Here is a 14,826-nt window from a genome sequence, read left to right as displayed (position 1 = left end):
GACACCCACCGGGGCCGCCGACACGGCACCCCACCGGGGCGAGCGCGCCCTCCGCGGGGCAACGCGGCCCGGCGGACCGGGTGTTCAGCCCGCGTCGTCCGCCTCGGCCGCGCCGCGCGAGGTCCCGGGCGCGACCAGCCGGAGGCCGTCCGCCTGCGTCGCAAGGCGCCCCGAGGCCAGGTACACGACGTGGTCGGCGATCCCCTCGACCAACACGGCCTGCGGTGTCGCGACCAGCAACCCCAGCCCTTGTGCCGCGAGTTCGCGCATCAGGGAGTGGATCTCGTCGGCGATGGCCGGGGCCAACCCCTCGGTCGGCTCGTCCAGCAGCAGCAGCGCGGGACGCCCCAGCAGCGCGCGGGCGACGGCCAGCATCTGCTGTTCGCCGCCGGAGAGTTCGCCGCCGTGGTGGGTGAGGCGTTCACCCAGGCGCGGCAGCAGGTCGAGGACGCGGTCGCGCGTCCAGACCGGGGCCTGAGCGGCGGCCGGCGCCTTGGGGCGGAACCGGCCGCCGTCGCGCCGCCGCCCCGCGCGTTCCGCGAGCCGCAGGTGCTGATCGACCGTCAGGCTGGGGAAGATCCGGCGCCCTTGCGGCACGATCCCCGCCCCCGCGCGGGCGACGACGTGGGCGGACTTGCCGGTGACGTCCCGGCCGGCCACGCGCACCCGGCCGCCGGACGGGGGCACCAGGCCCGCGACCGCGTGCAGGAACGTCGTCTTGCCGGCGCCGTTGGGCCCGACGACCGCGTGGAGTTCGCCCGCCCGCACGGTGGCGTCGACACCGTGCAGGACGGCACCGCCGCCGTATCCGGCGGTCAGGCCGCGTACCTCCAGGAGCGGCGCGGGAGCCGCGTCGCGGGCGGCGCCGGGCTCCCGGTCGACGGCCGTGTCCGCGGCCGTGTCCGCGGCCTTGACGGACAGCGTGCCCGGGGCCTTACCGGGGGCCTCGCCCGCGGCCTCGCCCGGAGCCGAACCGGTCACCGTCATGCCGCCTCCGTCACAGTACGCCGCCCCAAGTAGGCCTCCTGGACGGCTTCGTCGGCCTGGACCTCGGCGGGCGTTCCGGTGGCGAGCGGCCGGCCGTGGTGCAGGACGGTGACCTCGTTCGCGAACGCGGCCACGACGTCGAGGTTGTGCTCCACGAGCACGACCGCGACGCTCTCCGGCAGTTCGCGGAGCGCGTCGAGCAGCGCCGCGATGCCGTCATCGGTCAGCCCCGCCGCGGGTTCGTCGAGCAGCAGCAGCCGGGGGCGTCCGGCCAGCGCGGTCGCGAGGTCGATCATGCGGCGCTGGCCGTGCGACAGGTCGCCGGCCTGCCGGTCCGCCAGGTCGGCGAGGCCCAGGGCGCCGAGGATGTCGCGGCATTCGCCGGTGAGGTCGCGGACGGTCCGGCCGGGCAGCCGCAGGCGGCGCGACGCGGGACCGTGCCAGGCCCCGAGCAGGACGTTGTCGAGCGCGGTACGGCCGGGCACGACCGACGGGTGCTGGAACGTCCGTCCGATCCCGGCGCGGAACCGGCGGCGCTGGGAGTGCCAGGTGATGTCGCGGCCCTCCCACTCGATGCGCCCGCCGGTGGGCCGGTCGGTGCCCGCGATCAGGTTGAGCAGGGTGGTCTTCCCGGCGCCGTTCGGTCCGATCAGCGCACGGCGGGCGCCCGGCCCGACACTCAGGTCGACACCGCCGACGGCGACGAACGATCCGTACGCGCGCCGGAGTTCGTGGATCCGTAGCTCCCCGTTCATACTGCCTCCGACTTCGCGGCGCGGGGTGTTCGGTTGCGGACACGGCGCCCGAACTCCAGCGTGCGGCCGGCGAAACCGGCCGCGCCGTCGGGCAGGACGTACACGGCGACGAGGAACAGCACACCGAGGAACAGCGGTGCGTGCCCGGGCCACCAGCCGCCCAGCCAGTCGCGGGCGAACACGATCAGCGCGGCGCCCGCGAGGGCCCCGGTGATCGAGCGGACGCCGCCGATGACGACGGCCAGCAGGGCGAGCGCCGAGATGTCGAAGCCGACGTCCTGCGGCGACACGTAGCGCTGGTGGGTGATCAGGAGCGCGCCGCCGATGCCCCCGATCGCCCCCGCGCCGACGTAGGCGGTGAGCAGGTAGCGGTCGACCGGGTGCCCGGCGGCGCGCATCCGCGCCTCGTTCTCGCGGCACCCGGCGAGGAGCAGCCCCGCGGGCGAGCGCAGCACGAGCGCGGTCACGGCGGAGACGACGGCGGTGACGACCAGGACGTAGACGTACACCTGGTCCTCGTTGAGGAGTTCGGGGGTGCCCGGCAGCACGCGCGTGGCCGGGATGCCCGCGAGCCCGTCGGTGCCGCCGGTGAACGACTTCCACTGCGTCGCGGCCGTGGCCGTCAGTTCGCCGACCGCGAGCGTGAGCATGATGACGACCACGCCGCGAGCGCGGATGACGACGGGCCCGGTGAGTGCCGAGAACACGGCGGCGGCGAGTGCCGCGACGAGCAGTTGCACCAGGCCGTTGGTGATGTCGTTGCGGGTGAGCCAGGCGGTGGTGTACGCGCCGACCGCGTACGGCGCCACCTGGCCCATCGTCGGCATGCCCGCGTGCCCGGTCAGCACGCCGACGCCGACCGCGAGCAGGCCGAAGACGAGGGCCTGGGTCGCGAGGTACGTGGTGTACTCGTCGGTCTGCGACGGCACGGCGCACAGGAGTACGGCGACGGCCGCCGCACCGCCGAGGTGCAGCGTCTTGCCGCGAAGGCGCTTCACGCCCCGCCCCCCTTCACCGCGACCGCCCGCCCGCCGTCCGACGCCCGGGCCCGGAGTCGCCCGGCGAGCGCCGGGACCGTCCCGGACGCGGTGCGGGCGACCAGCGCCACCCCCATCGCGCCGAACAACAGGTAGGGCGCGAGGTCCGGGGCCAGCACGATGCCCAGGGTCTGCACCTCGCCGACCGCGATCGCGGCCAGCAGCGCGCCGGGCACCGAGCCGAGGCGGCCGACGACCACGATGATGAGCGAGAGCAGCATCACCGTGTTCGCCGTGGTCGGCCCGGGGCCGATGATGGGCGCGCCGAGGGCGCCGGCACCGCCGGCCAGCGCCCCCGCCGTGACCAAGACCGCCGCGCGGACGCGGCGCGGGTCCATGCCGAGGCACGCGACCATCTCCGGGTCGTCGGTCGTCGCACGCACCGCCGATCCGGCGGTGGAGCGGACGAGCAGCCAGTACCCGAGCGCGGCCAGCACGGCGGCGAAGCCGATGAACGCCAGCCGGTACGCCGGGTAGGTGTGCCCGAGGATCGACACCGACTCCTCCAGCGCGCCGGGCACCTTGACCGAGCGCTGGTCCGTACCGAAGTACGCCGTCAGGAGGTCGCCGCCGACCAGGGCGATGCCGAAGGTCAGCAGCGCCTGGTCGAGATGGCCGCGCCGGGCGATCGGCGCGGAGGCGACGGCGAGCACGCCGCCGCCCGCCGCCCCGGCCGCCGTTCCGACGGCCAGGGCGAGCGCGAGCGTGCCCCAGCTTCCGTCGCCCATGTCGGCGGCGATGTACGTGCCCATCGCGAACACGGTCCCGTGGGCCATGTTCAGCACGCCGCCGGCACCGAACGCCAAGGTGAGCCCGGCGGCCACGACGAACAGCAGCATGCCGTACGCCACGCCGTCGAGGGCCGGGATGAAGTGCGCGTCCAGCCAGTCCACCGGTTCCCCTTCCGTCCCGGGGCCGCTCGCCCGGATCAGCCGCCGAGCGTGGCGAGTTCCTGGACCACGACGTTGGAGAGCGTCGGGCCGTCCGGACGGACCTGCCGCAGGTACCACTTCTGCACCGGCGAGTGGTTGGCGCCGAACTGCCACGGACCGCGCGGGCTGTCGATCTGGCCGAGGCCGCCGATCGCGTTCGCGATGGTCTCCGAGGTGACCTTGCCGTCGCCGATCGCGGCGATCGCGCGGTCGAGCACGGCGCCCGCGTCGTAGGCGGTCACGTTGTACAGGTTCGGGACGGCCTTGTGCTTGGCCTGGTAGTCGGCGACGAACTTGCGGTTCGCGGGGTTGTCGAGACCCGGCGCGTAGTTCAGCACGGAGTAGATGTCGCGGGCCGCCTCGCCCTGGGCGTCGAGCGTGGAGCCCTCGGTGAGGAAGCCGGCGCCGTACAGCGGCAGGTTCTTCGCGTCGGACTGCCGGTACTGCTTGACGAACTCGACGGCCTGGGCCGCCGCGTAGAAGCAGTAGACGGCCTTGGCGTCGCTCTGCGCGATCTGCGAGAAGAACGGCAGGAAGTTGTTGTCGCCGGGCCACGGCGTCAGGAACGGCTTGTCGTTGACTACCTTGCCGCCGGCCTGGGTGAACGTGTCGGTGAAGCCGCGGAGTTGGTCCCAGCCGCCCTGGTAGTCGGGGCCTATCACGGCCACCGGGCCGTTGACGGTGTCCTTGACGTACTGGGCGATCGCGGCGCCGGTCTCCTCGGAGATCCAGCTCGTGGTCCACACACGGTCGACGTTGTCCAGCGGCGGGCGACCGCCGGCCCCGACGAGGGGTATCCGCTCCTCGGTGAGCATCGGCGCGACCGCCGCCATGCTGCCGCCGTTCGCGACGCCGACCACGGCGGTGACCTTGTCCTGCTTGACCAGCTTGGCCGCAGCCGGGGCCGCGGTGCCGCCGCCGTTGCCCTCGTCGGCGGTGACGATCTGGACCTTGTGGCCGCCGAGCTTGCCCTCGTGGGTGTCGACGTACAGCTCGAAGCCCTTTTGCAGGTCCTTGCCGATCGCCTCATAAGGACCGGACATCGGGACGAGCAAGCCGATCTTGACCGTGTCGCCGCTCGACTTGCCGCTCTCGCTGCTGCAAGCCGCGGTCGCGACGAGCGCCGTGGCGAGCAGGAGTTGGGTGGCGGCGCGGCGCCGGGTTCGCCGGAACAAACGCATTGTGTGTCTCCAGGCCAGGGTCTGCCCGGGCGGCGGGCCGCCGTCCGGTGGGTGGTCGTACGGGAACGAGACTCTGAATCGGGGTCGTGGTCGTGGGGTGAGACGCGGGCGCGCCTCGGTGCCGTCAGCCGCCGAGCGGCGCCTGTTGCGGGGCGAACCGGAAGCGCGCCCGCGCCACGGCGGTGAGTGCGGGGCCGACCTTGTCGATGAGCTGGGCCATTTCGTACGAGACCTGGCGCACGTCGCAGTCGTGTGTGGCCAACACGAGGAGCGATGCCGGGTCTTCGGCGGTGTAGGCCATCGAGAAGAGGAAGCCGCCGTTCATCTCGGTCAGGTTGCTGCGCACCGGTGCGACGTTCATGGCCTTCGCGGCCCCCGCGAGGAGGCCGGACAGGCCGGAGGCCACGGCGCCGAGCTGGTCGGCCAGCGCCTGCGGCAGGGCCTCGCCGCCGGTGTGGGCGACCGTGATGCCGTCGGCGGACACCGCGAGTGCGTGCACGATCTCGGGCACGCGTCCGGCGAAGTCCACCAGCAGCCAGTTGAGTTCGCTCTCGCTGATCGCCGTCACTTCTGCTCCCTGCCTCGTGGGTCGGGTAGGTGGGGGTTGAGAACCGCGCGGTGCTCTCCGGACGGCGGGCCGTCCGGACTCGCGGCGGACCGGGGCCGGCTGACGCCGCCGGGGTGGCGACCGGCGCGGGTCCCGGAGGCGAAGGCGGCCATGGCGTCCGCGACCCGGCCCGCGTCGCGCGGGCGCTCCGGCACCGGCGGGGCGGCGGGGGTCTCGGCGAGGCCGTTTTGCGCGTCCTGCAGCGATGCGCGGGGCACCCGGCGGGGCAGGCCGGACGCACTCTCCACCGAGGCCGACGGGGCGGGGCCGCCGAGCGGCACGCCGGGGCGGACGTTGCCCGCGATGTCCGGGCCGGGGAGCAGCGGAGGCGGAGCGGCGGAGGAGGGGGCCGAGGGCGGGGGCCCGAGCGGATCCGGCCGGGGGACCCGCGGTACGGCCGGGGCCGCGGGCTCGGGGAGCGTGCCCAGTCCGCCGGCGGCGGGGGCCGTTTCGTAGCCGCCGAGGGCGGACATCGGCGCCGAGGCGGGCGCGCCGCGGTGGAGCGCCGCCCCGGGGGTGGATCCGACTCCGGCGGCGATGGCGGTCCTGGCCGGTGCCCCGCCTATGGCGGCCTCGGGCACCTTGGCCCGGTGGCGTCCGACGCGGCGCACGGTCGTCAGGATCGCGGGCGGGAGTTCGACGACGGCGACGGTGCCGCCGTCCGGGCCGCTCTCCAGGAGTACGCGGACGCCGAGGCGCTCGGCGAGCGTGCTGACCACGGTGAGGCCCATCAGCCGCACGGCGTCGAGGTCGACGGCGAGACCGCCGGACAGCCGCGCGTTGAGTTGCGCGCGCCGTTCCGGCTGGAGGCCGAAGCCCTGGTCGGCGATGTGCACGACGGCGTGGTCGCCCTGGACGCCGACCTCGACGGTCACCGGGGTGCCGGGGGGCGAGAACGTCGTGGCGTTGTCGAGGAGTTCGGCGAGGAGGTGGGCGAGCGGGTCGGTGGCGCGGCCGGCGACGGTCACGCCGACGTTGCCGCCGGGAAGATGCACACGTGTGTAGTGCTTGATGCGCTGGGCGGCGACCCGGACGACGTCGACGAGCATGGTGTCGTCGCGCACGCGGGCCGAGCCCTCGCCGCCGAGCACGAGGAGGTTGTCGTGCGTGCGGCGCATCAGGTTGACGTGGTGGTCGATCGCGTAGAGGCGTTCGAGGCGTTCGGGGTCGGCCTCGCGCTCCTCGGCGCGGTCGAGCACGCGCAGCAGGTCGTTGGTCTGGACCTGGCCGCGGCGGGCGAGGTTGACCAGGATGGCGCTGACGCCCGCGCGTTCGCCGGAGAGGTCCGCGGCGAGGCGCACGGCTTCCTCGAAGACGGTCCGGAACGATTCGCCGACCTCGGCGATCTCGTCCTTGCCGTCGACCCTGACCGCCTTGCCGGCTTCGGCCGCGAACTCGGCCGGGGTGCTGGAGCCGAGCACGTCGGGTTCGCGCAGCGCGGCGACCGCGGCCGGCAGCCGTTCGTACGCGACCTGGTGGGCGGATTCCTGCAGGGAGCGGAGCCGGGAGATCAGCCGGCGGCCCATGCGGATCACGACGATCGCGGCGAGGATGACGGCGATCAGGACGGCGATGATCTCGCCGATCGTCCACCGCACCTGGTCGTCGCGGACGTCGGTGACGTCGGCCACGATCTGCTTGTCGATCTGCACTTCGACGGCGCGGAGCCGGGCGATGCGCGCCGACATCGCCTCGGCCCACTCGGCCTTGTCGATCGCGAGGTTCTCGCCCGACTCGGTACGCGCGACGAGGTCTTCGAGGCGTTGCGCGCGCGCCAACTGCTCGCCGACCAGCTCGTGTTCGAGGAGCGCCTGCCATTCGGGCCGGGCGGAGACGGCGAAGGTGCGCAGCGCCTCGTTGTACGCGGCGCGCGCTTCGATGATCTCCTGCTGCGCGGCGGAGGTGTAGGCGCCGCGACCGAGTGCGCGCAGCACCGCGACCTCCATGCGCCCGGCGGACTCCGAGGCCCGCGAGAGGTCGGCGACGGCGCGCAGGTCCTCCGCCTGGCTGGGCTGGGCCCGGCCGAACTGGCCGACGCCCGCGCGGTATTCCAGCAGTGCCGCGATGAGGATGCGGTAGTTGAAGCCCGCGGCCGACAGCGAGGTCTTGCGCATCCGCACGCCGTCGCGGACTTCCGCGAGTCCGGCGAGCCCCGCGTCGACCTCGGCGAGTACGCGCCGGACCTCGCCGGGGGCCGACGAGATGTCGGAGCGGTGGTCGCGGTACGCCGCGGCCTCGGCGTCGGTGGCCGCGCTCTGCCGCTGGAAGACGTCGAGGGCGTCGGGCGCGGGGTTCGGCAGCATGCTGAGCGCCGCGGCCGAGCGCTCGGCCTGGAGTTCGTACGCGAGTCTGCCGGCGGTTTCGGCGGCGACGACCAGGGTGCGCAGGTCGTCGGCGTCGCTCGCCTTGCCGATCGAGGATTCGACGGCGAGGCCGGCGAAGCCGACCGCGACCGCCAGAGGAACGCTGACCAGCAGCGTGAGTCTCCGAGTGAGCTTCATGTGCGCCCCCTCGTGGGCCCCGTGCTCGCCGTCATCGGGGGACCCCCGTTCTTCACCCGCAAACACGACCGCAAACTGAACCGCAACCTGACTCCCGGGGCAGGCAATTCCGAAACGCCCGTAAATCGAACGCAGGTAGGTCGACCGATATCCGTTTTTCCCTCGGCCGCGGACTCGCCCGCATCCGCGCGAATCGGCAGCTGACGGTACGCCAAAGTGACGACCGCACCTGGGTGGTGAACTGTCGCGCGGCCCAACGTAGCAGGCAACGCCCCGACGATTCACCCGAAGGTATGAACGTGGGAGGCGTCCACCGGCGTGAATTCGCGGGGTGGATAGTCGCCAGCGGATCGGGTGATTCCGGGACACCCGGACAATATCTACGCGCGCAATTCTATTGACTGGACTAACTAGTTGCCCAAGCCGCCACTGGCCAATACATTCAAAGGACTAAACGATGATGTTATTTTCACCACGCTTTCGCACGGCGTTCGCCTGACAGTCCGTCGCGACCCCGGATCCGGGAACGACGTTCCGGCACTTCGGCGGCCCAGACGGAGGCCCGAACGGAGGCCCGGACGGCGGACAAGAGCGCGGACAAGACGAAGGGCGCCGGCCGGGTCCACCCCCGCCGACGCCCCCACAGCTCCCGGACTAGCGCCTTTTGGCCTTGCGCGTCCCCACCTTCGGGTCGAGGCGCCGCAGCAGCAGCATCGCGGCCGTCGTGTAGACGACGATCTGCGCCCCCAGGATCGCGATGTTCGTGTACCACACCCGCGGTTCGGACTTCCACAGCGGATCCGGCTTGTCGCCCTTGTCGGGCATCTGGACGAGGACGTCGACACTGCCCGCCGCCGCCGAGAACGCCCACCGGGCCGGCGCGATCCACGACACCTGCTCGATCACCAGCGCACCCGTCAGCGGGAACAACGCGCCGCACAGCACGACCTGCACGATCGCGACGACCACCAGGAGCGGCATCGTCAACTCGGGGGTCGACACGAGGGCGGAGATCACCAGGCCGAGGGCCATCGCGGCCACGGCCGACAAAACCACCGCGATACCGATTTCGACGACCGGTGGTCCGAGGCCCACTCCCTCGTCGGGCATCTCATACCCGGCCAAGGCGACCGCGGTGAGCGCTATGCCCTGCAACGCGGCGATCAGCCCGAGCACCAGCAATTTGGAACACAGATATGCGGATACGGACAATCCCGCACTGCGCTCCCGCTGATAAATCGCGCGTTCCTTGATGAGTTCGTTGACCGCGGTCGCCGAACCCATGAGCCCGCTGATGACGAACAGCACCAGCAATTTGGTGAGGATGTCCTGATTAGCCCCCGGCGTCCCCACGAATTTGCCCGGAATGGCCCGGCACAGGGCACCGAGCAGAATGGGCGCGGCGAGCAGCAGGGCGAGGTATTTCCGGTCGGACGCGATAACCGACAGGTAGCGCCGCGACAGTGTCGCCAGCTGCGACCCCCAGCTCTGCGGCTTCGGCGGCTTGACCTGCGCCCGCTCCGCCTGCTGCGTGGGCGACACGACGGGGGCGAGGCCGCTCTGCACGTAGCGCGCGTGCGGCTCCGACTCGCGGAACCGCGCCGCCAGCTCGACACCGTCCTCGCGGTTGAGCATCTTGAACGCGTCGCGCCAGTTCTCCTTGCCGAAGTACTCCAGCGCCTCGCCGGGCGGGCCGTAGTAGGCGACGTACCCGCCGGTGACCAGCACCAGCAGGCGGTCGCACACCTCGGCGCTGTCCAGGTCGTGCAGGACGGTGATGACCGTGCGGCCGTCGTCGGCGAGGTTGCGCAGGTTGTCCATCAGGTCGCCGGCCGAGCCGACGTCGAGCCCCGAGGTCGGTTCGTCGAGATACAGCAGCGACGGTTTCGTCAGCAGCTCGACCGCGACGCTGACGCGCTTGCGCTGGCCGCCGGACAGCTTGTGGATCGGCAGCTCGGCGCGCTCGGTCAGCCCGAGGTCGGCGATGACCTCCTCGACGCGGCGGGCGCGCTCGGCCTTCTCGGTGTCACCGGGGAAGCGCAGCCGGGCTGCGTAGCGCAGCGCCTGACGTACCGTCAACTGCTTGTGCAGGATGTCGTCCTGCGGCACCAGGCCGATGCGCTGCCGCAGTTCGGCGAACTGCGAGAACATGTCGCGGCCGTCGTACAGCACGTTGCCGCTGCTCACCGGGAGCGAACCGGTCAGCGCCTTCAGCAGCGTGGACTTCCCGGCGCCGGACGTGCCGACCACCGCGAGCAGCGTGCGCTCGCCGATCGGGAACGACACGTCGTGCAGCAGCGTCTTGTCGCCGGCCTTGACCTCCAGGCCGTTGATGTGGAGCGACACCTCGCCGGTGTCGATGAACTCGCGCAGTTCGTTGCCGTCGAGCCGGAACGTCGCGTGGCCGATGCCGACGATGTCGTTCGGGCCGAGGACCTGGCGCTCGACCGGGACACCGTTGACGTACGTCCCGTTGTGGCTGCCCAGGTCGGCGATCTCGTGTCGGCCGCCGGGCGTCGTCCGCAGCTCGGCGTGGTGGCGCGACACCATCAGGTCGGTCAGCACCAGGTCGTTGTCGAGCGCCCGCCCGATGCGCAGCGTCTTGACCGGGATCTGCATGACGACGCTGGGGCGCCGGTCCACACTCGGCCGGGACTCGGCGTACGGCCCGGGCACGATGTTGGCCCACGGGGGGCGGCCGTCCGCGCCGGCAGGGGGCGGCGGCACCGCGCTCCCCCGGCCCGGACCGGGCGCGCCGCCCGGCCCGGCGCCGACGGGCGGCGGGGGTGCCTGCGACTGCTGCCCGGCGGGCACCAGTTCGGTTGCCGCTGCGGTCGGGCCCAGCCGCAGCCTGCCGCCGTCATCGGGGTCGCCGAGCAGCACCTCGACCCCGCCGCCGACGACGACGCGGTTGACACGCTGCCCGCGGACGTACGTGCCGTTGACACTGCCGGTGTCGACCAGCTCCCAGCCGTCCCCGGCGACGCGGAGCACGGCGTGGCGGCGGGAGACGCGGCGGTCGTCGACGACGACGTTGCACGACTGCGGGTCGCGACCGACGATGTAGTCGCGCCCGGGGTCGAGCACGACGGGCTGCCCGGTGTCCGTGCTCGCGGTGAGCTGCGGGACGGCCGGGTCTTCGGAAGCGTTTCTACCCCCCATATGGAGCGAGTCTAGGGACCTTCGGGCCCGTGCGGCACCAGTTCCCGGCCGCTTGCCCTCGCCGATCGGCGCCGCGCACACGCGAACGACACGCCACGCGGGACAAATCACCCGGGCCGGTGATGTGACAGGCAGTCAGAACACGGTGTTCCCGACGTTTCGGGCAACTGCCCGTCCGCCGAAAACAGCGTGCCGCCACCGCCTTCGTCCGCTTTCCCGACGAGCGCCCGGCCCCGCGCCCGGCACGACTCGCCCGATCGCCCGACCCCGCGCCGCACACCGCCGGGTACCGCCGGATGCCGCGGCAATGCCCCCAAATCACACCCGTGCCGTCCGAATGTGTCTCCCGTACGGCGATCCCGTTGACGTGTGTCACACGCGGGTCCGATAGTCGTTGATGTCCGATGGGGGCCGGGAATCGCTTCGCCCTTGTCATTTCTTCCGCAGGGAGCGGGCCGTTGTCCTGGACCAACCCTCCGCAGCGGCCACCGGGACAGCCCCCCGCGGGGCCGCCGTTCCCTCCGGCCGCGGCGCCGCAGACCTCCGCCGCCCGGCTCTTCGGCGGCCCCGAGGCGTGGCTGCACGCACTCGTGGCGGTGGTCGCCGCGTTCGCCGCCATGGCGTTCACCGCGTGGCTGGCCCTGTGGCTGCTCGGGGCCGGCGACCTCGGCGGCGGGTCGATGCCGGCGCTGGTGGCCGCCGCGGTCGCACTCGCGGTCGGCGGCAAGGTCGACCTCAAGGGCGCGGAGAGCACCGGCGACCAGGGCATCCTCGGGAGCATTCTGGGCGATGTCCCGGTGGCCGAGGCCGGCGGCGAGGTCGACCTCCTGATGTTCGGGATCGGGCTCGTCGGCGCACTGGTCCTCGGCTGGCTCTTCCTGCGCCCGCTGCGCTACCGGCTCGTCATCGGCATCGACGAACTCATCGCCCACATGGCCCGGATCGCGGTGTTCACCGCCGCCGGGCTGGGCGCGTGCGTGGCCCTCGGCAGCCACGCACTGCCGATCGGGGACGCCATCCCCCAGGTCGACGCCGCCGAGCTGATGGGCGTCTTCAACCTCGGCGCCGCGGCCGAGTTCACCACCGACGCCCCGACCACGCTGGGTTTCGGCCTCGTGTGGATGCTGCTGACGATGGTCGTCGCGCTCGCGGTGTCGGCGCGCGGCCCCCTCCCCCGGCTCTGGCTGCGCTACCGGGACGTCCTGCGCCCGCCCGTCGCCGGCGTCATGGCGGTGTTCCTGGGCGCGGTCGTCCTCGGCATCATCGGCGCCCCCTTCGTCGCGGCGGAGGCCCCGGAGCCCAAGCGCATGATCGGCGGCATGCTGCTCGCGCTGCCGAACGTCATGTGGCTGCTGGTCACGCTCGGCCTCGGCGTCGAGTGGAAGTCCTCGGGCGGCGGCGACTTCAGCTTCGGCCTCCCCGGCCCGCTGGGCCAACTGCTCAACGAGTCCGGCAGCCGGGACATGCCGATCACCGTCGGACGCCTCGCCGAGCTGGACGGCCGGGCCTGGTGGGTGCCGGTGGTCTCGGCGATCCTGCTGCTGTTCGGCGGCACCGTGGCCGCCCTGCGGTCGCCCGCGCAGGTACGGCTCCACCAGCACGCGTGGCGCTTCGGGGTGGCGTTCGCGGTCACCGCGGTCATCGCGGCGGCCATCGCGCAGATCCACCTCAAGGTCGCGGTCCAGGTGCTCGGCGGCGTCGCGGAACCGGGCGGACAGGTCTCCCTGCACGCCGACTACCTGATGACCGCCGGCTTCGGCCTGCTGTGGGGAGCCTGCGCCGGGCTGCTCGGAGGCGCCCTGGCGGCCTGGATCCGCGCGGTCCAGGCGAGCCGCCGCACGAAGCCGCCCGGAGGGGGCCACGCGCCGCGGCCGGGGGCGTGGCCGGGGCAGCGGCCCGCGGGCCCCGGAGCACCGTCGTACGGCCCGGGAGCGCCCGCGTACAACCCGCGCACCGACTTCCCCCCGGGCGGCAACCCGCCGTACCCACCCCCGAACAGCCCGAGAGGCCCGTACGGCCCCTGACCCGCCGCCAGCGGTACCGACAGGCCGTCGGCGCCCGACGGGCGCTTCGCCCGGCCGTCATCACGCCGTCGGCGCGCGGCGGCGAGCCATCGGCCCCGACCGATCGTCCCGCGCGAGCGGCCCGGAGGGGCCGTCGTGCGCGAGGGTGCCCCGCCCGGGCATCACCGCCCCTCCCCGCGGAACCACGCCGTTGACGCGGGCGCGCGTCAACGGCCCCGACCGGTGTCCCGCGCGAGCGGCCCGGAGGGCCCCCGTTCCTGGCCCCGGCGGAATCCGGGCGTCCGCGCACGGCCGCGCGCGCGTGTGTCCACCCACCGGTACCGCGCGGCGAGTCCGGTGGTGGGCCGGGTACCGTGATCAACCATGGACGCCGAGCCCCGCACTCTTCTCGTCAAGATCTTCGGGAAGGACCATCCCGGCATCACATCCTCGTTGTTCGAGACCCTCGCGGAGGACGCTCTCGACGTCGTCGACATCGAGCAGACGGTCACCCGCGGCCGACTCACCCTGTGCGTCCTCATCCCCGCCCCCGTGCGGGAGGGCGACCTGCGCGCCCGCCTGCACCGCTGGGCCGAGGCCGAGCGCCTCGACATGGAGATCATCTCCGGCAGCGGCGACAACAGGCCGCGCGGCGAGGGCCGTTCGCACGTGACCGTGCTGGGGAGCCCGCTCAAGGCCGACGCGGTCGCCGCCATAGCGGGGCGCATCGCGGCCACCGGCGCCAACATCGACCGCATATTCCGACTCGCGAAATACCCGGTCACGGCGATCGAGCTGCAGGTCTCCGGCGTCGAGACCGACAAGCTGCGCGCCGAGCTGGCGCCCGAGTCGGCGGCGCGGCAGATCGACGTGGCGGTGCAGCAGGCCGGGCTGATGCGGCGGGCGAAGCGCCTGGTCGTGATGGACGTCGACTCGACGCTCATCCAGGGCGAGGTCATCGAACTGCTCGCCGAGCACGCCGGGTGCCTCGACGAGGTGGCCGCGGTCACCGCCGCCGCGATGCGCGGCGAGCTGGACTTCGCCGAGTCGCTGCGGGCCCGCGTCGCCCTGCTGGAGGGGCTGGAGGCGTCGGCCATCGAGGCGGTGCGCGACCAGGTGCGGCTGACCCCCGGCGCGCGCACCCTCGTACGCACCCTCAAGCGGATCGGCTACCAAGTCGGCATCGTGTCGGGCGGGTTCACGCAGGTCACCGATGTGCTGGTGGAACGCCTCGGGCTCGACTACGCCGCCGCCAACACCCTGGAGGTCGTCGACGGGCGCCTCACCGGCCGCGTGGTCGGCGACATCGTCGACCGGCCCGGCAAGGCCCTGATGCTGCGGCGTTTCGCGGCGGACGCCGGGGTGCCGCTGTCGTCCACGGTCGCCATCGGCGACGGCGCCAACGACCTGGACATGCTCAACGCCGCGGGCCTCGGCATCGCGTTCAACGCCAAGCCGGTGGTCCGCGAAGCGGCCGACACCGCGGTCAACTTTCCCTTCCTGGACACGGTGTTGTTCCTTCTCGGGCTCACCCGCGAGGAAGTCGAGTCCGCGGACGCCGCCGACGAGGCCTGACGTCGGGCGGTCACCCGAAATGCGCTGCCGGTGCGCGTCCGGAAAAAAGAAATCCGTTCCGCGTAAACCCACCGGATGCGACGGGA

Annotated in this window: 10 protein-coding genes; 2 read left to right on the top strand and 8 right to left on the bottom strand. The window is 73.0% G+C overall.

Annotation, left to right across the window (positions count from 1 at the left end; translation table 11 throughout):
• Positions 1-84 precede the first annotated feature (84 nt).
• The 8 genes from LO772_RS25560 to LO772_RS25530 form a co-directional block, all read right to left on the bottom strand.
• Positions 85-987 carry an ABC transporter ATP-binding protein gene (locus LO772_RS25560; RefSeq protein WP_231774381.1) on the bottom strand — a complete coding sequence of 301 codons (903 nt, stop codon included), beginning with the start codon at positions 985-987 and terminating at the stop codon, positions 85-87.
• Positions 984-1,742: an ABC transporter ATP-binding protein gene (locus LO772_RS25555; RefSeq protein WP_231774380.1), complete on the bottom strand. Its 759-nt coding sequence runs from the start codon at positions 1,740-1,742 to the stop codon at positions 984-986. The genes LO772_RS25560 and LO772_RS25555 overlap by 4 nt, the downstream gene beginning before the upstream one ends.
• A complete protein-coding gene (locus LO772_RS36405) occupies positions 1,739-2,740 on the bottom strand; it encodes a branched-chain amino acid ABC transporter permease (protein ID WP_443089317.1) in 1,002 nt (333 codons plus the stop codon). The genes LO772_RS25555 and LO772_RS36405 overlap by 4 nt, the downstream gene beginning before the upstream one ends.
• Positions 2,737-3,672, bottom strand: coding sequence for a branched-chain amino acid ABC transporter permease (locus LO772_RS36400; protein ID WP_443089316.1), 936 nt, complete (start codon positions 3,670-3,672; stop codon positions 2,737-2,739). The genes LO772_RS36405 and LO772_RS36400 overlap by 4 nt, the downstream gene beginning before the upstream one ends.
• 35 nt (positions 3,673-3,707) lie before the next feature.
• Positions 3,708-4,892, bottom strand: a complete 1,185-nt coding sequence (locus LO772_RS25545; RefSeq protein WP_231774379.1) for an ABC transporter substrate-binding protein — start codon at positions 4,890-4,892, stop codon at positions 3,708-3,710.
• A gap of 124 nt (positions 4,893-5,016) precedes the next feature.
• Positions 5,017-5,460, bottom strand: coding sequence for a roadblock/LC7 domain-containing protein (locus LO772_RS25540; protein ID WP_231774378.1), 444 nt, complete (start codon positions 5,458-5,460; stop codon positions 5,017-5,019).
• The gene (locus LO772_RS25535) at positions 5,457-8,000 is read right to left on the bottom strand and encodes a nitrate- and nitrite sensing domain-containing protein (RefSeq protein ID WP_231774377.1); all 2,544 of its coding nucleotides are present in this window, start codon (positions 7,998-8,000) and stop codon (positions 5,457-5,459) included. The genes LO772_RS25540 and LO772_RS25535 overlap by 4 nt, the downstream gene beginning before the upstream one ends.
• 654 nt (positions 8,001-8,654) lie before the next feature.
• Positions 8,655-11,162 carry an FHA domain-containing protein gene (locus LO772_RS25530; RefSeq protein WP_231774376.1) on the bottom strand — a complete coding sequence of 836 codons (2,508 nt, stop codon included), beginning with the start codon at positions 11,160-11,162 and terminating at the stop codon, positions 8,655-8,657.
• Positions 11,163-11,620: 458 nt separating this feature from the next.
• Here LO772_RS25530 and LO772_RS25525 point away from each other — a divergent pair, with 458 nt between their 5' ends.
• Together LO772_RS25525 and serB are read left to right on the top strand one after the other, a co-directional pair.
• The gene (locus LO772_RS25525) at positions 11,621-13,186 is read left to right on the top strand and encodes a streptophobe family protein (RefSeq protein ID WP_231774375.1); all 1,566 of its coding nucleotides are present in this window, start codon (positions 11,621-11,623) and stop codon (positions 13,184-13,186) included.
• 363 nt (positions 13,187-13,549) lie between these two features.
• Positions 13,550-14,740 (top strand): phosphoserine phosphatase SerB, encoded by a 1,191-nt coding sequence (serB, locus tag LO772_RS25520; protein ID WP_231774374.1) that lies wholly within the window; start codon positions 13,550-13,552, stop codon positions 14,738-14,740.
• Positions 14,741-14,826 lie beyond the last annotated feature (86 nt).

This window comes from Yinghuangia sp. ASG 101, assembly GCF_021165735.1.
Taxonomy (GTDB): domain Bacteria; phylum Actinomycetota; class Actinomycetes; order Streptomycetales; family Streptomycetaceae; genus Yinghuangia.
This window is presented reverse-complemented; position numbering and strand designations above follow the sequence as displayed.